The organism is Pseudomonas sp. HN2, from assembly GCF_020736465.1.
GTDB classification, from domain to species: Bacteria; Pseudomonadota; Gammaproteobacteria; order Pseudomonadales; family Pseudomonadaceae; genus Aquipseudomonas; species Aquipseudomonas moraviensis_A.
This window is the reverse complement of record NZ_CP085885.1, coordinates 1,455,011-1,474,110: the sequence shown is the minus strand read 5'-3', so window position 1 is coordinate 1,474,110 and position 19,100 is coordinate 1,455,011. Positions and strand designations below refer to the sequence as shown.

Genomic DNA, 19,100 nt, shown 5'->3' with positions numbered 1-19,100 from the left:
TAGCCCGGTTTTACCTGTGCCTGCTCAAAGGCCAGTGCTGTCACGGCGTTTCGTCGCAGAGGCGGTCAGCAAGCGGACCAACTTCGCGCTGTCGTCCTTGCGACCCAATACCAGGATCGAAGAGCCTTGCGCACAGGCATCGATGGCGGGCCACGAAATATCCTTCGCGCCGTCGACATCGAAACAATCATCCTCCGCGCCGTCAACCAGAAAGCCCGCCGTCAGCAAGCCACGCGTGCTGCCCGAGGTCTGTCCGACCGCAACGATTCGTTGGCCATCGATATCGTCCAGCGCGAAACCCGCTTGCCATTGCCTGAGGTCCAGAGCCCCTGTCGCTGGGGTGATCACAGGATTTTTGCGATTGAACGTTTCATCCATCGCACCGGTGTAAGTGATACCGCTGATGAACGCATGTTGAAGTTTCTCACCTTCAGATGACTCGACCGCCGAACCAAGCAGGAGCAGTCGCGCTGCCGTTTGCACAACAATCTCCGCCACGCTGCTTTCAAGCGGCTTGCCATCCCGTTGGATATTCAGCAGCAAAATCCCCTCGTCGCCGAATGCTTTTGCGAGGTTGCCGCTGTGATCGAACGCCATGACCAATCCCTGGTTGGTTATTTCTGTCTTGCCGTGCACAAGAATCAGCCCACTGCCGAGCTGGACGATCCCGAGCAAGGAAATGGCCACCCTCGGCAGGGTCAGGGGCATCCAGCCGTTGGCAGCGAACGTCAAATCGTCCGAGCCGTCGAAATGCAGCCGCGTGAGCAAGCCACTGCCCTTTTGCGAGGTGACAAACAGCAGTCTGTCCGGCTCGGCCACCTGTGGAACAGATTTCGCCAGGATCAGATGCCCATGCGTGGCACCGCCCAGCGATGGAATACGCATGGGCACAATCCGATAGCCGCTTCCGTCGCCGCCGAACTCGATGTCCGGCGAGCCGTCGGGGGAAAACCGGGCGATGACTTGCTGGTATTCCAAAGCCTTGTCTGTGACCACGCCGACCACACCGCACATCCAGATCCGTCCGAGCGCATCAACGATCAAGGATCCGCCTTGCGATAGCAGGCCGGTACCGAACTGGCCGCAGAGATAGCCGCCATCACCAAAGGCCGGATCCGGATTTCCATTGCCATCCAGACGCGCGAGGCCGTAGTACGAATGGCCCGACTGCTCGACCGTTGCGCTGACCATGATCTGCCCCGACGGGGTGATCGCCACGCCTCTGCCAATGGTTTTGCTCGCGCCGGGAAATTCGAGCGTTCGTTGCCCAAACAGCTCATCGAGCTCCCCGGCTGACTGCGCGTTTGGTGAGTTTGCCGCGGCGGAGTTCGACATGTTCGTATGCTCTTGAAGAGATCGACTCGATCCCCTTGTCCGGAGCATTCGACCTGAAGAAGCCATTGCAGACAACTGACATAAATGACAGTTTTTCAGAAGAAAACGAAATTACTCACCGATCAAAAAAGCCTGAAGGACTGGTAGTTCTTACAGGTTCTAAGTCAGGCACGTCATGCCAACCTCAGCGTTCATATCCGCCGTAGACGAGAAGAACGATGAGCACTCGCGACGAGCAAATTTCACAACCGCCACCGGCCCCGACCATCACCTATCCAGAACAGGGCAGCACGACCGGGCCTGCAACACTGTTGCTCGGCAGCGGCATACCCGATGCGCTTGTGCAGGTCTGGAACATTGAAAATACCCATTCGCTCGGCGCAGGAAAGGTCAGCGCAAATGGACGATGGGCATTCAGCATCAGCGGCGCTCAGGCTCAGGGCCAGCAAAGGATTCACGCACACCAGACATACGCAGGCAACACGTCGCAATGGAGTGACGAGCGCGCATATGAGGTGCGACTGCGGCCCGCCATCGACGTCCCGCTCGTTCTCAAACCGATAGAGGGAGCACAGGTAGACGCGCCTCCGGTGTTCTCGGGAGATGTCACTCGGGCCGAAGGTTTCGTCAGTATTTTCGATCTGGACACCGGCCTGGAGATTGCCCGGGCCGGGGTCGAAAGCGACCAAAAATGGGCAACCTCGGCTGAGCACCGCTTACCGGTCGGGCAGTACCGGATATCCGCTGTTCACAACATTGCCGGCGAAACTTCAGATTGGGGCCGTGTGCGGACATTTACCGTCGCGGCACGAACAGGCGATGAACTACTCGGCGTCGCTCGCCTTCGCGCCCTCACTCAAAACGCATTACGGAAAATCTCTTCGATCTGGCGTTGATCCGCAGCTCGCGGATTGGTCAGTCCGCAGGCGTCTTTCAAGGCATTGGCGGCGAGCACCGGGATGTCGCTGAGCTTCGCGCCCAGCTCACGCAGTCCGCCGGGAATCTCGACGTCTTTGGCGAGGCTGCGAATGGCATGGATCGCCGCTTGCGCACCCTCCTCCGCGCTGAAACCACGAATATCCGCGCCCATGGCGTGAGCGACATCCCTGAGTCGATCAGCACAGACCAGCGCATTGAAGCTCTGCACATGCGGCAACAGTACGGCGTTGCACACGCCGTGGGGCAAGTCATAGTAGCCGCCCAGTTGATGCGCCATAGCGTGGACGAAACCCAGCGACGCATTATTGAAGGCCATACCGGCGAGGAATTGCGCGTAAGCCATGTTCTCCCGCGCCGCCAGGTCGCTGCCGTCGCGCACCGCTAGACGCAGGTTGCTGCTGATCAGGCTCATGGCCTTCAGCGCGCAAGCGTCGGTGATCGGGTTGGCGGCGGTCGAAACGTAGGCTTCGATGGCGTGGGTCAGTGCGTCCATGCCAGTGGCGGCGGTCAGGCCCTTGGGCATCGCAACCATCAACTCCGGGTCGTTGACTGACAGCAGCGGCGTGACGTTGCGGTCGACGATGGCCATTTTCACGTGGCGTGATTCGTCGGTGATGATGCAGAAGCGGGTCATCTCGCTGGCCGTACCCGCGGTGGTGTTGATGGCGATCAGCGGCAGTTGCGGTTTGCTGGAGCGGTCAACGCCCTCGTAATCGCCGATCTGCCCGCCATTGGTCGCGCACAGGGCAATGCCCTTGGCGCAATCGTGCGGCGAGCCGCCGCCCAGTGACACGACAAAATCACATTGGCTTTCCTTCAACAGCCCCAGACCCGATTCGACATTGGCCGTGCTCGGGTTCGGTCTGGCGCCATCGAAGATCACCGAATCGATATCCTGCATCGCCAGTTTCTCGGCGATCATTGCGGCCACGCCGGCCTTGGCCAGCCCGCTGTCGGTGACGATCAGCGCCTTGCGAAAGCCATAATTGCGAATCGCGAGCATCGCTTCATCGAGGCAGCCGCTGCCCATGATGTTGACCGCCGGAATGAAGAAGGTGCTGCTCATCGTGTGTCTCCTGACTGGAGCCGGATCGACTGCCTCGATTCGGCGGGTGCACACAGCATCGACCGATCGGTCACCAGCAATGTTGATCTGGCTCAATGTCCGCTCGTGATAAAGTCGCCGTCCATCTGCCCTTTGTTTTGAGACCGCCCACGCAATGACCGATTTTCTCAATGTCGACGCCACCCTCGAAGACTGGAATGCCCTGCGCACCACGACCGCTTTCAGCGGTTTGCTGGTGGGCAACGGCGCCAGTCGCGCGGTATGGGATGACTTCGGCTACGACTCGCTGTTCGAAAACGCCCGTACGGTCGAAGAGAAACCGCTGAGCCCATCGGAACTGGCGGTATTCGACGCGCTGCAAACCCGCAGCTTCGAGCAAGTGCTGGGCGCCCTGAAAACCACCAGCCGGGTCAACAAGGCCCTGGCGGTCAGCTCGGCGGCGCCGCGCAATCGCTATTACGCGATCAAGGAAGCGCTGATCAACACCGTGCACGCGGTGCACATCCCGTGGCGGCTGGTGCAGCCTTCGACGCTGACGGTGCTCAATGCAGAACTGGCGCGCTATCGCACGGTGTTCACCACCAACTACGACCTGCTCAACTATTGGGCGCTGCAACACCCGGGCGAAGCCATCGACGATCTGTTCAACGGCGCGGACGCCAGTTTCGACCTGAGCCAAAGCGCCACGGACAAGCCGCGCCTGCTGTACCTGCACGGTGGTCTGCATCTGGTGCGCAATCAGGACGGCACCGCGCGCAAACTGACTTCGACCGAGGGCACTCTGCTCGGCAGTTTCGCGATCAACAATACGATCAAGACGCTGGATGACGTGCCGCTGTTCGTCACCGAAGGACCGAGCGCCGACAAGCTCAAGACTATTCGCAGCTCGGATTATCTGTTGTTTTGCTATGAGCAATTACTCGCCCATGGCGACAGCCTGTGCATCTTCGGCCATGCCCTGGGCGAGCAGGATGCGCATCTGGTACGCGCGCTGCGGTTGGCTAACCCGAAGTGCGTGGCGATCTCGATTTATCCGCGCAGCGCGGCGTTCATCCAGCATCAGAAGCGTCACTACGCCAAGGTGTTTGAAGGTACCGGGGTTGAGTTGCGGTTTTTTGATGCCAAGAGCCATGCCCTCGGTGATCCGAAATTGTCGGTACCGGTTGAGGTTTGATATTGGCCGGGCTGACGCGTTCGCGAGCAGGCTCGCTCCCACAATGGAATGTATTCCAACTGTAGGAGTGAGCCTGCTCGCGATAGCGGTCCGACAGGCGACATCTGAGTTGGATCTGATCGCCTCATCGCGAGCAGGCTCACTCCTACAAGGGAATTCGGTACCCTCAGAGGACCGGCAGGGTCTTGTCCTTGATGACTGTGGTCGGGCCGTTGGCCTTCACGCTGGCGATGCCCTTGTCACAGGCGCCATCCGATGAATACGACTCGCTGCTGCCGATGATCTGGTGATTGGCCGCCTTGAGATTGAAGTAGGGATGGCCATCCCTGGTCGACTTTTTCTCGTAGCGCTCATCCAGCGGGCTGTTGCTCTGAACCGCAGCAATGCCGCCGTCGGCACTGGCGCGGGTGCTGTAGAGCTCGCTGGTCAGAATCGTTTCGGCATTCGCCGCTTTCAACACGAACCTGAATTGGCCGTTGCTGCTTTTGCTCACTTCGTACCATCCGGACATGCCTGTTCCTCCTTGGGGGCGATTGCGAGATCTCGCGCTTCAGAGTAAAGACCAGCACCTGCGATCTGTCGCCTGAGCCGACTGCAAGCTGCAAGCTGCAAGCTGCAAGAAAAAGCAGGATCACCCAAATCAGGCACACCAGCGTCATGCTTCACTTGCAGCTTGCCGCTTGAAGCTTGCAGCTGCCTCTCAAGGCATATAGCCGTCGGCGCGCAGCAGGGTTTCCAGGCAGTGTTCGCTGATGTGGTAGAAGGCTTTGAGCTCTTCGATCTTCGCCAACAGCTGCGACGGATCGACCGGTTCGGTGCGTTTCACCGCGAGAATCATCTTGTTCTTGTTGGTGTGTTCCAGCGAGATGAACTCGAAGACCTTGGTCTCGTAACCACACGCTTCGAGGAACAGCGCGCGCAGGCTGTCGGTGACCATTTCCGCCTGCTGGCCGAGGTGCAGACCGTATTGCAGCATCGGCTTGAGCAGCGCCGGGCTCTGGATCTGCAGGCGGATCTGTTTGTGGCAGCACGGCGAGCACATGATGATCGACGCGCCCGAGCGGATGCCGGTGTGGATCGCGTAATCGGTGGCGATGTCGCACGCATGCAGGGCGATCATCACGTCCAGCTCACTCGGCGCCACCGTGCGCACGTCACCGCATTTGAACACCAGCCCCGGGTGCTCGAGTTTCGCCGCTGCGGCATTGCACAGGTTGACCATTTCTTCGCGCAACTCGACGCCGGTGACTTCGCCCTCGGCCTTCAGGGTGTTGCGCAGGTAGTCGTGAATGGCAAACGTCAGGTAGCCCTTGCCCGAACCGAAATCGGCGACCCGCACCGGTTTGTCCAGCGCCAGCGGCGAGGAGGTCAAGGCGTGACTGAACACTTCGATGAACTTGTTGATCTGCTTCCACTTGCGCGACATCGCCGGGATCAGTTCATGCTGAGCGTTGGTCACGCCCAGGTCCTTGAGGAACGGGCGGCTCAATTCGAGGAAGCGGTTTTTCTCGCGGTTGTGCTCGGCGGACGGCGCTTCGCGCAATTGCTGAGGCTTGCTCTTGAACAGCGAACTCTTGCCCTTTTTGCTGTATTCCAGCTGCGCTTCGTCGGTCAGCGCCAGCAAGTGGGCATTTTTGAACGAGGTTGGCAGCAGCCCGGCAATCAGCGCCACGCCCTCGCTCAGCGGCAGGTTCTTGGTGATGTCGCGGGTCTTGTAGCGATAAACGAACGACAGGCACGGCTGCGCCTTGACCGTCACCGGCTTGATGATGACCCGCTGCAGATCCGCCTCTTCACCGACGTACTTGGCCAGCACCAGTTTGATGAAGCCGTTGTCGTCGAGGCTGGTTTGCAGCAGCTCGATGAACTGGGCGTGGTGATCTGGGGCCGGTCTGGCGGACGGCGCGGAAGGTGCGGAAACGGACATGGACAAACGGCCTCGGACGGGCGGAATCGGGAATGGCGGGTATTTTAGGGGGGATGGGGATTGGGGACACCCTCTTATTTACCCAACGGTCCAGAAGCCCCTCACCCCAGCCCTCTCCCGGAGGGAGAGGGGGCCGATCGAGGTGTCTTGCGCTCGACATCGACCTGAACGACCGAGTCGACTATGGCTGTCAGGATTTGAGTTCGACTCGGCATTTCAGGTCGGCGGAACTCGACAGAACACCTCGGTCGGCTCCCTCTCCCTCTGGGAGAGGGCTGGGGTGAGGGTCTGGATCTCAAGCGAGAAGGAATATCAGCCCAGAACCACCAACCGATTCGGCAACTCGTTCCGCACCTGCGTCACCGGCACATGCACCTTCAACAACTCGCCACAGGCCTCTACGCAGGTGACAAACCCCTCCAGCGTGCGGCCCTGGCGGACCTGTTCGGTAAACGCCGCGACAATCGCATCCCAGTTGCTGTTATCCAGCCGTTTGGAAATCCCCTCGTCCACCAGAATCTCCACATAGCGCTCAGCCTCGCAGACAAAAATCAGCATGCCCGTACTGCCCACGGTGTGGTGCAGGTTCTGCTCAAGAAACTGCCGCCGCGCCAGGTTGGAGGCACGCCAGTGGCGCACCCGGCGCGGCACCAGATGGGTGGTGATCTTTGGCAGGCGAAACAGCAGGCAGAGGACGATGAACATGCCCCACTGCACCAGCAACAGACTGCGCAGGGTCAGCCAGCCCGTGAGGTAGTGCACGATGCCCGGCAACACCAGCGCCAGCAGACTGGCCCAGAGCAGCGGGATGTACGCGTAATCGTCGGCGCGGGCAGCGAGCACCGTGACCAGTTCGGCGTCGGTGTCGCGTTCGACCCGGGCAATGGCCTCGGCGACTTTGCGTTGTTCGTGTTCAGTCAGTAATGCCATGTCGAAAAGTGCCTGCTCATTATTCTTTTGATCTCACCAGCCGCCGGACGAACCGCCGCCGCCGAAACTGCCCCCGCCACCGCTGAAGCCACCGCCGCCGCCACCGCCGCCAAAGCCGCCGCCACCGCCGAAACCGCCCCCTCCTCCGGAGCCGCCCCGACCGGCAGGCAGGATACCGAGCATCTGGCAGACAAACACCGTCAGGATGAACAACATCACCAGAAACATGAACAGCGCCGGATGCCGCGAGATGAAATCATCCGCCGGGTCGCCGCTGGATTCGTACACCGTGGACGGCTCATCGAGCGGATTGCCGCCCAATACCACCAGCATCGCCGCAACGCCATCGCTGATGCCTTTGCTGAAGTTGCCGGTCTTGAACGCCGGGGTGATGACCTGATGGATGATCACCGACGACTGCGCATCGGTCAGGCGATCTTCCAGGCCATAGCCGACTTCGATGCGCAGTTTGCGCTCGTCACGGGCGACGATCAGCAGCGCACCGTTGTTCTTGTCCTTCTGGCCGATGCCCCAGTGCCGACCGAGCTGAACGCCGAAATCCTCGATGGTCGTGCCCTGCAGGTCCGGCAGCGTGACCACCACCAATTGCTCGCCAGTGGCCTGTTCGTGCGCCTGTAATTGCTGGCTGAGTTGCGCGCGCACCGTTGGCTCGAGCATTTGTGCCTGATCGACCACGCGTCCGCTCAGCGGCGGAAACGTCAATTCGGCCCGGGCGCTGACGGCGAACAGCCACAGCATCAGCACCAGGCCCAGTTTCAACACACGCATGGGCAACCTCGAATCAGAATTTCACTTCCGGGGCCTTTTCCGCGCCGGGCGTGGTGGCTTCGAAGGTTTCGCGCATCGGCAGATCGCTGTACATCACGCTGTGCCACAGGCGACCGGGGAAGGTGCGGATCTCGGTGTTGTATTTCTGCACCGCCAGAATGAAATCGCGACGCGCCACGGCAATCCGGTTTTCCGTGCCTTCGAGTTGCGATTGCAGGGCAAGGAAGTTCTGGTTGGCCTTCAGATCCGGGTAGCGCTCGGAGACCACCATCAGACGACTCAACGCGCCGGTCAGTTGATCCTGCGCCTGCTGGAACTGCTTGAGCTTCTCGGGATTGTCGAGGGTGCTGGCATCGACCTGAATCGACGTTGCCTTGGCCCGTGCCTCGATCACTGCAGTCAGGGTTTCCTGTTCGTGGGCCGCGTAGCCCTTCACGGTTTCCACCAGATTGGGAATCAGGTCGGCGCGGCGCTGGTACTGGTTCTGCACCTGGCCCCAGGCGGCTTTCGCCTGTTCATCGAGGGTCGGGATATTGTTGATGCCGCACGCGGTCAACAGCGTGGCGAACACCAGCAACGTGGCGATCTGTAGCCGTGAACGAGAGGTTGGGCTGATATTCATTGCAGTGATGCTCCATGACACATTTGATTTAAAAACCGAGCGCTGGGCATTCCCGGCCAGCGGTTGGGGCATAATCGGCGCCGCCACTGGCATGCGACGGGTTAATCGGCTAAAAAGTGCCCTTCGTGTTCACATTGCCGCGGTCGGCTGCGGTTTTCCGGCTCAGGGTTTTGCGCCGGTACCCGAACAACAATAGTCGCTCCCTACATTTTGGCTGGCCGGTGTTGCCTCACCGTTTGGGCCCTTGAGAAAAAATTCATGAAGAAGCTGTGTTTGCTGGGTCTGTTCGTCAGCCTGGCCAGTCATCAGGTACTGGCCGCCACGACCCCGGTACCCCTGGAGAACAAGGACGCTTTCATCAGCAATCTGATGAAACAAATGAACCTCGACGAGAAGATCGGCCAGTTGCGCCTGATCAGCATCGGCCCGGAAATGCCCCGCGAGCTGATCCGCAAGGAGATCGCCGCCGGCAACATCGGCGGCACCTTCAACTCGATCACCCGCGCGGAAAACCGTCCGATGCAGGACGCTGCCATGCGCAGTCGCCTGAAGATCCCGATGTTTTTCGCGTACGACGTGATCCACGGTCACCGTACGATTTTCCCGATTCCGCTGGCCCTCGCGTCGAGCTGGGACATGGACGCCATCGGCCAGTCCGGTCGGGTTGCGGCGAAAGAAGCCGCCGCTGACAGTCTCGACATCACCTTTGCGCCGATGGTCGATATCTCCCGCGACCCGCGCTGGGGCCGCAGTTCCGAAGGTTTCGGTGAAGACACCTACCTGACTTCGCGCATCGCCAAAGTCATGGTCAAGGCCTATCAGGGCGAAACCCCGAGCGCCGCCGACAGCATCATGGCCAGCGTCAAGCACTTCGCCCTGTACGGCGCGGTCGAGGGCGGGCGCGACTACAACACCGTCGACATGAGCCCGGTGAAGATGTACCAGGATTACCTGCCGCCCTACCGCGCGGCGATCGATGCCGGCGCTGGCGGTGTGATGGTGGCGTTGAACTCGATCAACGGCATTCCGGCCACGGCGAACACCTGGCTGATGAACGACCTGCTGCGCAAGGACTGGGGCTTCAAGGGCCTGGCGGTCAGCGACCACGGCGCGATCTTCGAACTGATCAAGCACGGCGTCGCCCGCGACGGTCGTGAAGCGGCGAAGCTGGCGATCAAGGCCGGCATCGACATGAGCATGAACGACACCCTCTACGGCAAAGAGCTGCCGGGGCTGCTCAAGTCCGGCGAAATCGAACAGAAAGACATCGACAACGCCGTGCGCGAAGTGCTCGCGGCCAAGTACGACATGGGCCTGTTCAAGGATCCGTACCTGCGCATCGGCAAGGCTGCAGATGATCCGGCCGACACCTACGCCGAAAACCGCCTGCACCGCGCCGAGGCCCGTGAGGTGGCGCGTCGCAGTCTGGTGCTGCTGAAGAATCAGAACGAAACCCTGCCGCTGAAGAAAGACGCGAAAATCGCCCTGGTCGGCCCGCTGGCCAAGGCGCCGATCGACATGATGGGCAGTTGGGCCGCCGCCGGGCGTCCGGCGCAATCGGTCACCTTGTTCGATGGCATGAGTGCGGTGATTGGCGACAAGGCCAACCTGATCTACGCCCGTGGCGCCAACATCACAGGCGACAAGAAGGTCCTCGATTACCTCAACTTCCTCAACTTCGACGCCCCGGAAGTGGTCGATGACCCGCGCCCGGCCAATGTGCTGATCGACGAAGCGCTGAAAGCGGCGAAGGATGCTGACGTGATCGTCGCGGCTGTCGGTGAGTCCCGTGGCATGTCCCACGAATCCTCGAGCCGCACTGACCTGAACATCCCGCAAACCCAGCGCGAATTGATCCGCGCGCTGAAAGCCACTGGCAAACCGCTGGTGCTGGTGTTGATGAACGGCCGTCCACTGACGATTCTCGAAGAGAACCAGTCGGCCGACGCGATTCTGGAAACCTGGTTCAGCGGCACCGAGGGCGGCAACGCCATCGCCGACGTGCTGTTCGGCGACTACAACCCGTCGGGCAAACTGCCGGTCACTTTCCCGCGCTCCGTGGGCCAGATCCCGACCTACTACAACCACCTGAGCATCGGCCGGCCATTCACGCCGGGCAAACCGGGCAACTACACTTCGCAATATTTCGATGACACCACCGGCCCGCTGTTTCCGTTTGGTTACGGCCTGAGCTACACCACGTTTGCCCTGAGCGACATGGCGCTGTCATCGACCACGCTGAATGCCACGGGCAAGCTCGACGCCAGCGTCATGGTCAAGAACACCGGCAAGCGTGATGGCGAAACCGTGGTGCAGTTGTACATCCAGGACGTCACCGGCTCGATGATCCGCCCGGTGAAAGAACTGAAGAACTTCCAGAAGATCATGCTCAAGGCCGGCGAACAGAAAGTCGTGCACTTCACCATCACCGAGGACGACCTGAAGTTCTACAACGCCCAGCTCAAATACGCAGCCGAGCCTGGCAAGTTCAACGTACAGATCGGCCTGGATTCGCAGGCGGTGACGCAGCAGAGCTTTGAACTGCTGTAACCCATGAAAGCAAAAGATCGCAGCCTTCGGCAGCTCCTACAGGGTGTACACCCTGCCATTGTAGGAGCTGCCGAAGGCTGCGATCTTTTGATCTTGCTTCAACCGCGGCGGTCGAGAATATTCACCACCAACCGATCCACCCAGCCCCACACCCGCTGCTTCACCCGCCGCCACAACGGCCGGCGCTGCCATTGCTCCAGGCTCACCAACTGACTCAAGCCGAAGTCCTTCACAAAGCTCGCCTCCACCGCTGCCGTCAGCGCCGGATCCAGTGCCTCGAGATTCGCCTCCAGATTGAAACGCAGATTCCAGTGATCGAAGTTGCACGAGCCGATGCTCACCCAATCGTCCACCAGAACCATTTTCAGGTGCAGGAAGCACGGCTGGTATTCGAAGATCTGCACCCCGGCCTTGAGCAGGCGCGGGTAGTAGCGATGCCCGGCGTAGCGCACCGAAGGGTGATCAGTCCGCGGCCCGGTCAGCAACAGACGCACATCGACACCGCGTGCCGCGGCTTTGCGCAAGGAGCGGCGGATTTGCCAGGTTGGCAAAAAGTACGGCGTGGCCATCCAGATGCGTTGCTGGCCGCTGTTCAAGGCGCGGAACAGTGATTGCAGAATGTCGCGGTGCTGACGGGCATCGGCGTAAGCCACACGGCCCATGCCCTCGCCCTTGTCTGGTACGCGGGGCAGACGCGGCAAACCGAAATGCGCGGCCGGGCGCCAGGCGCGGCGGTAACGGTTGGCAATCCACTGCCGATCGAAGAGCAATTGCCAATCGAGCACCAACGGGCCACTGATCTCGACCATGACTTCGTGCCACTCGCTGACATCATGGCCCGGCGTCCAGAATTCATCGGTCACGCCCGTGCCGCCGACCACCGCGAGGCATTGATCGACCAGCAGCAATTTACGGTGATCGCGGTAGAAGTTGCCGACCCAGCGCCGCCAGCTCAGGCGATTGTAGAAACGCAGCTCGACGCCCGCCTCGGTCAGGCGCTGACGCAGTGTCAGGGTAAACGCGAGACTGCCGTAATCATCGAACAGGCACCGGACGCGCACACCGCGCTCGGCCGCCGCGACCAGAGCCTGGACGATGGCTTCGGCGCAGGCGCCGGCCTCGACCAGATACAGCTCCAGTTCGATCTGCTCTTTGGCGAGGGCAATGTGCTCGAGCATGCGCGGAAAGAATTGCGGGCCGTCGATCAACAGTTCGAAACGGTTGCCGTCACGCCAGGGGAACACCGCACCGCGCATGTCAGCGCGCCGTGAAGATCAGCACCGCACCCACCGGCACCGACAGACTGATGGCCGACAGGTCGGCGAGTTTGCGCAGGTTTTCCAGGCCCGACGCCAGATCGAAATCCTCGGCGTTGATTACCAGCGGCTCCAGGGTCACCACTTGAAAGCGCCGATCATCGAGACGCGTGGCGAGCAACTCGGCCGGGTATTCGTGCTGCTTGCCGTGCAGGCTGACGGTCAGCGGCAGGCGTAATTCCAGCTGCGCGCCGGGGGCCAGATCGTTGATCGGGCGCAGGTCGATCTGCGTGGTGATGGTCGCTGCGGGGAATTGCTCGATCTGGAACAGCTCTTTGCGCATGCGTTCATCACGCAGGGGAATGCCACTGTTGATCGATTCGAGCTCGACTTCGACTTCGGCGCGACCGTTGGGATCGACCTTGCCGTGCAGCACCAGAAAGCGCTGCACTTCCGAGACGCTGGCATTTTTGGTGCTGACGAACGACAGCCGCGACGATTCGCCGTCCAGATACCAATTGGCCTGGGCCGGCAGTGCAGCGGCGGTCAACAGCAGGCTGGCGAAGACTGTATAGAGGGAGCGGTTGAACATTGAACACTCGTGGGGGCGATAAACCTGCACGAACCTTAACCGCCCTTGGGTTTATTGCAACATCAAGATCAAAAGATCGCAGCCTTCGGCAGCTCCTACAGGGGAATGCATTCCAAAGTAGGAGCTGCCGAAGGCTGCGATCTTTCAAGGCTGTAAGCGGCAGCCCTGGCGTTCGCTCAGCCATTGCGCACTGTTGCTGCGGCCCATGCCGCTGACGGTAATGGTTTTGCTCGACGGGTCATCGGTAAAACCGCTGGTTGGCAGCCACTGCTTCACATAGCCGCGGCAATACCCGGCATCGTTGTTCATCACATACCGGCACGAGCAATATTCCTTGGCGGTGTAGGCGCTGATGATGTCCGCAAACGCCCAGAGATTCTCGCGTTCATACCAGCCCCAGCCGAGCAGTAACAACAGCAGCACCAGCAAAAAACGCTTCATGGCCGCACCGCCTGCAACACAAGTTTGAGCAGTTCGTTGTGCCGGTAGCTGCCATCGCGGTCATCGCCGTAACGCACGATCACCAGCTTCCGGCTGGGCATCACATACAGCGCCTGGCCCCAGTGGCCGAGGGCGGCGAAGGTGTCGGGCGGGGCGTCGGGCCACGGTGATGCTGCGCCATCGACAGGACGATTGAGCCACCAATGGCCGCCCGGCACGGCTTCGTCCTGATGCGCCTTGTAGCCGGCAAACGGTGTGAGGTTGAACGCGAGCCAATCCTCGGGCAGCAACTGCCGATCGTTCCAGCGCCCGCCGCGCGCCATCAGCAGACCGACCCGCGCCAGATCCCGTGCAGTGAGATAAGCATAGGACGAGGCGACAAAGGTGCCGCGGGCATCGCTTTCCCACACGGCATGGCGGATGCCCAAGGGTTCGAACAGTGCTGTCCACGGATAGTCGGCATAACGCTGCGGCCCCACGATAGTTTTCAGCGCGGCGGCGAGCAGATTGCTGTCGCCGCTGGAATAACGGAAAGCCTGACCCGGTGCGGCATAAGCGTCGTGGTTCGCAGTGAATGCCGCCATGTCGCGATGGCCCCGGGTATAGAGCATCGCTACCACCGAAGATTTCAGCGGGGCGTATTCGTAGTCTTCCTGCCAGTCCAGACCGGACGCCCAGTTGAGCAGATGGCCGAGGCTGATCGCCGGGTGTTTTTCCAGCGCCGGGTAGAACTTCAGGGCCGGGTCGTCGAGTTTGAACCGGCCTTCGCCGTAGGCCACACCGAGCACCGTAGCCAGCAGGCTTTTGCTGATCGACCAGGTCAAATGCGGGCTCTGAGCGGTGGTCGGGCCGGCGTAGCGTTCGTAGACGATCTGGCCGTCGCGGATGATCAACAAGGCGTCGGTGCGGATGCCCTTACGGGTGGCGTCGTCACGGGGCGGGAAGGCGTAACTTTCCAGTGCCTCGACGGCGGGGCCCGCGATCGGCGAGCCGATTGGCCATTGCTCATTCGGCCATTGTTCGGCGTGAGCGGTGAGGCTGATCAGCAGCAGGAACAGGGACAGGCCTTTGAACATGGTTGAGGCTCTGGGGTTGGTCTGCTGAGATTAGGTGGCGTTGATGACAGATGTGTGTGTTTTTGAGGCCGCCTTCGCGAGCAGGCTCGCTCCCACATTTCGACAGTGTTTCAACTGAAGAAACACGGTCCCCCTGTGGGAGCGAGCCTGCTCGCGAAAGGGCCAGTCAGACGTGCGCCAGAGCCTTCCAGGCGCTTCGCCCTTGCCCCCGCCGGCCACCGCCATTCGAACGGCGTGACGTTGCCCAGCGCCTGCGACAACGTTGCAAAACCTTCGGCCAGATCAGCAGCGGCGGGCAGGCGTTCACGGCGGTGCAGCAGTTCTGTCCAGGGCACGGGCGCCTCCTTGTGGGCTGTCATATAAGCATCACCGAACGTTCATGGCGATGACACCGGGGCTACATAGCCTGACTTTGCACAACACGGCTGCATAAAGAAAGTCGATCGGCTGCAACCCACGACGGGTTAAAGGCCCGTACGGAGATTCACATGACGCAAATCGCCCGCATCAGCGACACCGGCAATGAACGCCGCCTGCAAGCCGAACGCCTGATCGGCGCCGAAGCCTTGCAGCAAGCCCAGGCCCTGCGCTTCGCCGTCTTTAGCGGCGAGTTCAACGCCAAATTGAAAGGCGCGGAACTGGGTCTGGACATGGATGATTATGATGTTCACTGCAGCCACATCGGCGTGCGTGATCTGAACACCGGGCGTCTGGTCGCGACCACGCGTTTGCTCGATCACACCGCTGCCAGCAGCCTCGGCAAGTTCTACAGCGAAGAAGAATTCAGCCTGCATGGGCTCGCGCATCTGCAAGGCCCGATCCTGGAAATCGGCCGCACCTGCGTCGACCCGGCGTACCGCAACGGCGGCACCATCGCCGTGCTCTGGGGCGAGTTGGCCGAAGTACTCAATCAGGGCGGCTACAGCTATCTGATGGGTTGCGCGAGCATTCCGATGCAGGACGGCGGCATTCAGGCCCACGCAATCATGCAGCGTTTGCGCGAACGTTATCTGTGCACCGAACACCTGCGGGCCGAGCCGAAAAATCCGCTGCCGACGCTGGATATCCCCTCCAACGTCATCGCCGAAATGCCGCCGCTGCTCAAGGCTTACATGCGCCTCGGTGCGAAGATCTGCGGCGAGCCGTGCTGGGACGAAGACTTCCAGGTCGCCGACGTGTTCATCCTGCTCAAGCGCGACGAACTCTGCCCGCGCTACGCCAGGCACTTCAAGGCGGCGGTGTGATGAGCCGGTTGCGGGTGTACGCGCGAATCGCGCGAGTGCTGCTGGTGGTGACGCTGGGATTGACCATGGCCAGCGTCTTCGGCGTGTTCGAACGCATCGGTCTGGCCCATTCGATGGAGCGGCGCCAGCGCTGGTCGCGCTTCTTCATGGCGCGGCTGAGCAACGCCCTGCCCTTTCGCGTGAGCGTGCACGGTGAGCTGCCGAAACAGCCGATGCTGTGGGTCAGCAATCACGTGTCGTGGACCGATATTCCGCTGCTGGGCATGCTCACGCCGCTGTCGTTTCTGTCCAAGGCGGAAGTGCGCACCTGGCCGGTGGCCGGTTGGCTCGCGGCCAAGGCCGGCAGTCTGTTCATCCGCCGTGGTTCGGGCGACAGCCAGTTGATCCGCAAACAGATGACCCGTCATTTGCAAACCGAACATTCACTGCTGATGTTCCCTGAAGGCACCACCACCGACGGCCGTTCGCTGCGCACTTTTCATGGTCGCCTGCTGTCGGCAGCGATCGATTCCGAGGTAATGCTGCAACCGGTGGCGATCCGTTACCTGCGCGAGGGCAAAATCGACACGCTGGCGCCGTTCATTGGTGACGACGATCTGCTCTCGCACTTGATGCGCCTGTTCAGCCATGACTGCGGCGATGTCGAAGTGCATCTGCTCAAACCGATTGCCTGTCAGGGCCGCGAGCGCGCGGCGCTGGCGTTCGAAGCGCAGCAGGCGGTGCAGAAGGTGTTGTTTGGATCGATTCCGGAAAGCCGACAATCGCCAATGCGCCCGGCAATTGCTGCCTGAAATACATTTCCATTGTAGGAGTGAGCCTGCTCGCGATAGCGGTCTGTCAGTGGATGCAACTGTGCCTGACAGACCGCTATCGCGAGCAGGCTCACTCCTACATTAGATTTTCGGTGGTTTGGCGTGCCGGGCGAAATCCTGCAATTGCGGGTAGAACAGGCTGAAGTCTTCGCTGAGCGGCTCATACAATCGTCGCAACTCCTGCATCGCTCCCGCCAACTCTTCAGGCCTCGTCAGGCGCCGCGAGATCCCGCGCAGGACCTGCTCCAGCACGGCAAATTCGCGATACGAACCCAGCCAGTCATTGGCAACCATGTGCGGCGCGATCTTCGCCAGCCGTTCCGGCAATTGCCGTTCGCGGGACAGCACCCGATAGACGTCTGCGGTGAACTGTTCCAGCGGTTGATCGGCATACAAACGCCAGTCCCGCGCCAGGCAGTGATCGAAAAACACATCGAGGACGATCCCGGCGTAGCGCCGCCGCGTTTCGGTAAACCGCCCCAAGGCAATGTCCACCAGCGGATGGCGATCAGTGAACACGTCGATCCGCCGATGCAGCGCAATCGCCGCTTCAACCTCCGGGTCGAACTGGCCCTGCAGACGACCTTTGACGAAGTCGCCATACAGGCTGCCGAGTAACTGACCGGGGCGCTGGCCGCCGAGATGCAAATGCGCGAGATAGTTCATGGGCGCAGCTTAGCACTGGGTTCGAACATTCAGCACCCTTGTATCGTTATAACCCGATATAGCGATTTACAAGATGCTCAGACCGTTTTCATATTGGTATATCGCGATCCAACGATTTAAAGTTCACCTCATCGCGATATATCGCTACTGCCCCCACGAGCCCACGCCATGAACCTCGACCTCGACGAAATAATAAAAGCCCTGGCGCACCCAGTACGGCGAGACATCCTCAACTGGCTGAAAGACCCGAAAAACGAATTCCCCGAGCAGTTGCACAACCACGAATACGGTATTTGCGCCGGGCAGATCGATCAGCGTTGCGGCCTGTCGCAATCAACCGTGTCGGCACACCTGGCGACCCTGCAGCGGGCCGGGCTGATCAGCAGCCAGAAGGCCGGGCAGTGGCATTTCTTCAAACGTAACGAGGACGTCATCCAGGCGTTTCTCAGCACCCTCAGTAAAGAGCTCTGACCCTTAACGTCAGCCAGCCGACAAGGAAAACTGCATGCCCCTTTCGCTCCTCATCCTCGCCCTGAGCGCCTTCGCCATCGGCACCACCGAGTTCGTCATCATGGGCCTGCTGCCCGACGTGGCGGCGGACCTCGGCGTATCGATTCCCGGTGCCGGCTGGCTGGTCACCGGTTACGCCCTGGGCGTGGCAATCGGTGCACCGTTCATGGCGCTGGCCACCGCGAAGCTGCCGCGCAAGGCCGCGCTGGTGGCGTTGATGGGCATCTTTATTGTCGGCAACCTGCTCTGCGCCATCGCCAGCGACTACAACGTGCTGATGTTTGCCCGGGTGGTCACGGCGCTGTGTCACGGTGCGTTCTTCGGCATCGGTTCAGTGGTGGCCGCCGGTCTGGTCGCGCCGAACAAACGTGCCTCGGCGGTGGCGTTGATGTTCACCGGTCTGACCCTGGCCAACGTGTTGGGCGTGCCGCTGGGCACCGCATTGGGTCAGGAAGCCGGCTGGCGTTCGACCTTCTGGGCGGTGACCGTCATCGGGGTGATCGCGCTGATCGGCCTGATCCGCTTCCTGCCGGCCAAGCGTGATGAAGAGAAACTCGACATGCGCGCTGAACTCGCCGCGCTCAAGGGCGCCGGCATCTGGCTGTCGCTGAGCATGACCGCACTGTTCGCCGCCTCGGTGTTCACCCTGTTCACCTATGTCGCCCCACTGCTCGGCGAAGTTACCGGCGTGTCGCCGCGTGGCGTGACCTGGACGCTGATGCTCATCGGTCTGGGCCTGACCGTCGGCAACATCATCGGCGGCAAACTCGCCGACAAAGGCATGGCCGCCACGCTGATCGGCGTGTTCATCAGCATGGCCGTGGTTTCCACGGTGCTGAGCTGGACCAGCGTTGCGCTGATCCCGACCGAGATCACCCTTTTCCTCTGGGCCACCGTCTGTTTCGCCGCTGTGCCGGCGCTGCAAGTCAATGTGGTGACCTTCGGCAAGGCTGCGCCAAATCTGGTCTCGACCCTGAACATCGGCGCCTTCAACGTCGGCAACGCCCTCGGCGCCTGGGTCGGCGGCAGCGTCATCGCCCACGGCTACGGCCTGACCAGCGTGCCACTGGCCGCCGCCGCACTCGCCGTACTGGCCCTGCTGGTGACCCTGATTACTTTCCGCCAGAACGGCAATGCCGAGCTGGCCGCTGCTTCCCACTGATCAACTTCC

At 61.1% G+C, this 19,100-nt stretch carries 19 protein-coding genes and 1 pseudogene; 7 read left to right on the top strand and 13 right to left on the bottom strand.

All coding sequences use genetic code 11. From position 1 onward, the window contains the following. Nucleotides 1-24: 24 nt before the first annotated feature. On the bottom strand, nt 25-1,335 hold the full coding sequence (locus LIS66_RS06445) for a hypothetical protein (protein ID WP_227973834.1): 1,311 nt from the start codon (nt 1,333-1,335) through the stop codon (nt 25-27). A 218-nt stretch (nt 1,336-1,553) separates the two neighbouring features. On the opposite strand from LIS66_RS06445, the gene LIS66_RS06440 reads away from it, so the two are divergent. After that, entirely contained in the window at nt 1,554-2,231 is a 678-nt protein-coding gene (locus LIS66_RS06440; RefSeq protein WP_227973833.1) for a hypothetical protein, read from the top strand. Here the strand turns inward: LIS66_RS06440 and yiaY are convergent. Beyond that, nucleotides 2,192-3,340, bottom strand: a complete 1,149-nt coding sequence (yiaY, locus tag LIS66_RS06435) for an L-threonine dehydrogenase (RefSeq protein WP_227973832.1) — start codon at nt 3,338-3,340, stop codon at nt 2,192-2,194. The two genes, LIS66_RS06440 and yiaY, sit on opposite strands and share 40 nt — an antisense overlap. Nucleotides 3,341-3,494: 154 nt before the next feature. Between yiaY and LIS66_RS06430 the strand changes: the two genes are divergently transcribed. Beyond that, nucleotides 3,495-4,514: a DUF4917 family protein gene (locus tag LIS66_RS06430; RefSeq protein ID WP_227973831.1), complete on the top strand. Its 1,020-nt coding sequence runs from the start codon at nt 3,495-3,497 to the stop codon at nt 4,512-4,514. A gap of 166 nt (nt 4,515-4,680) precedes the next feature. On the opposite strand, the gene LIS66_RS06425 is transcribed toward LIS66_RS06430, so the two are convergent. From LIS66_RS06425 to LIS66_RS06405, 5 genes are all read right to left on the bottom strand, one after another. Then, nucleotides 4,681-5,025, bottom strand: coding sequence for a YegP family protein (locus LIS66_RS06425; protein WP_116658814.1), 345 nt, complete (start codon nt 5,023-5,025; stop codon nt 4,681-4,683). A gap of 189 nt (nt 5,026-5,214) precedes the next feature. Next, on the bottom strand, nt 5,215-6,441 hold the full coding sequence (locus tag LIS66_RS06420) for a class I SAM-dependent methyltransferase (protein ID WP_227973830.1): 1,227 nt from the start codon (nt 6,439-6,441) through the stop codon (nt 5,215-5,217). Nucleotides 6,442-6,753: 312 nt separating this feature from the next. Further along, nucleotides 6,754-7,371, bottom strand: coding sequence for a TPM domain-containing protein (locus tag LIS66_RS06415; protein WP_016771315.1), 618 nt, complete (start codon nt 7,369-7,371; stop codon nt 6,754-6,756). Between the two features lie 33 nt (nt 7,372-7,404). After that, complete coding sequence (locus LIS66_RS06410) at nt 7,405-8,160, bottom strand: TPM domain-containing protein (RefSeq protein ID WP_042608172.1); 756 nt, start codon at nt 8,158-8,160, stop codon at nt 7,405-7,407. Nucleotides 8,161-8,173: 13 nt separating this feature from the next. Continuing rightward, entirely contained in the window at nt 8,174-8,782 is a 609-nt protein-coding gene (locus LIS66_RS06405; RefSeq protein ID WP_042608173.1) for a LemA family protein, read from the bottom strand. Between the two features lie 258 nt (nt 8,783-9,040). Between LIS66_RS06405 and bglX the strand changes: the two genes are divergently transcribed. Then, nucleotides 9,041-11,332, top strand: coding sequence for a beta-glucosidase BglX (gene bglX / locus LIS66_RS06400; RefSeq protein WP_227973829.1), 2,292 nt, complete (start codon nt 9,041-9,043; stop codon nt 11,330-11,332). A gap of 98 nt (nt 11,333-11,430) precedes the next feature. Here bglX and LIS66_RS06395 read toward each other — a convergent pair whose 3' ends face one another. The 5 genes and pseudogenes from LIS66_RS06395 to LIS66_RS06375 form a co-directional block, all read right to left on the bottom strand. Further along, nucleotides 11,431-12,588 carry a phospholipase D-like domain-containing protein gene (locus tag LIS66_RS06395; protein WP_065615220.1) on the bottom strand — a complete coding sequence of 386 codons (1,158 nt, stop codon included), beginning with the start codon at nt 12,586-12,588 and terminating at the stop codon, nt 11,431-11,433. Between the two features lies 1 nt (nt 12,589). Next, nucleotides 12,590-13,180: a YceI family protein gene (locus LIS66_RS06390; protein ID WP_227973828.1), complete on the bottom strand. Its 591-nt coding sequence runs from the start codon at nt 13,178-13,180 to the stop codon at nt 12,590-12,592. A 144-nt stretch (nt 13,181-13,324) separates the two neighbouring features. Continuing rightward, a complete protein-coding gene (locus LIS66_RS06385; RefSeq protein ID WP_227973827.1) occupies nt 13,325-13,621 on the bottom strand; it encodes an amidase in 297 nt (98 codons plus the stop codon). After that, nucleotides 13,618-14,697 carry a serine hydrolase domain-containing protein gene (locus LIS66_RS06380; protein ID WP_227973826.1) on the bottom strand — a complete coding sequence of 360 codons (1,080 nt, stop codon included), beginning with the start codon at nt 14,695-14,697 and terminating at the stop codon, nt 13,618-13,620. The genes LIS66_RS06385 and LIS66_RS06380 overlap by 4 nt, the downstream gene beginning before the upstream one ends. A gap of 186 nt (nt 14,698-14,883) precedes the next feature. Beyond that, nucleotides 14,884-15,032, bottom strand: a pseudogene (locus tag LIS66_RS06375) (acyl-CoA dehydrogenase); the annotation flags it as partial. A gap of 153 nt (nt 15,033-15,185) precedes the next feature. On the opposite strand from LIS66_RS06375, the gene olsB reads away from it, so the two are divergent. Both olsB and LIS66_RS06365 read left to right on the top strand, forming a co-directional pair. Beyond that, entirely contained in the window at nt 15,186-15,941 is a 756-nt protein-coding gene (gene olsB / locus LIS66_RS06370; RefSeq protein WP_227973825.1) for an L-ornithine N(alpha)-acyltransferase, read from the top strand. Then, nucleotides 15,941-16,732 (top strand): lysophospholipid acyltransferase family protein, encoded by a 792-nt coding sequence (locus tag LIS66_RS06365; RefSeq protein WP_227973824.1) that lies wholly within the window; start codon nt 15,941-15,943, stop codon nt 16,730-16,732. Before olsB ends, LIS66_RS06365 begins: the two co-directional genes overlap by 1 nt. A 102-nt stretch (nt 16,733-16,834) precedes the next feature. Here the strand turns inward: LIS66_RS06365 and LIS66_RS06360 are convergent, their stop codons facing one another. Continuing rightward, entirely contained in the window at nt 16,835-17,419 is a 585-nt protein-coding gene (locus LIS66_RS06360; RefSeq protein ID WP_042608181.1) for an ACP phosphodiesterase, read from the bottom strand. Nucleotides 17,420-17,587: 168 nt separating this feature from the next. On the opposite strand from LIS66_RS06360, the gene LIS66_RS06355 reads away from it, so the two are divergent. Both LIS66_RS06355 and LIS66_RS06350 read left to right on the top strand, forming a co-directional pair. Next, nucleotides 17,588-17,890: an ArsR/SmtB family transcription factor gene (locus LIS66_RS06355; RefSeq protein ID WP_007917068.1), complete on the top strand. Its 303-nt coding sequence runs from the start codon at nt 17,588-17,590 to the stop codon at nt 17,888-17,890. A 34-nt stretch (nt 17,891-17,924) separates the two neighbouring features. Beyond that, nucleotides 17,925-19,091 (top strand): MFS transporter, encoded by a 1,167-nt coding sequence (locus LIS66_RS06350; protein ID WP_042608182.1) that lies wholly within the window; start codon nt 17,925-17,927, stop codon nt 19,089-19,091. Nucleotides 19,092-19,100: the final 9 nt, after the last annotated feature.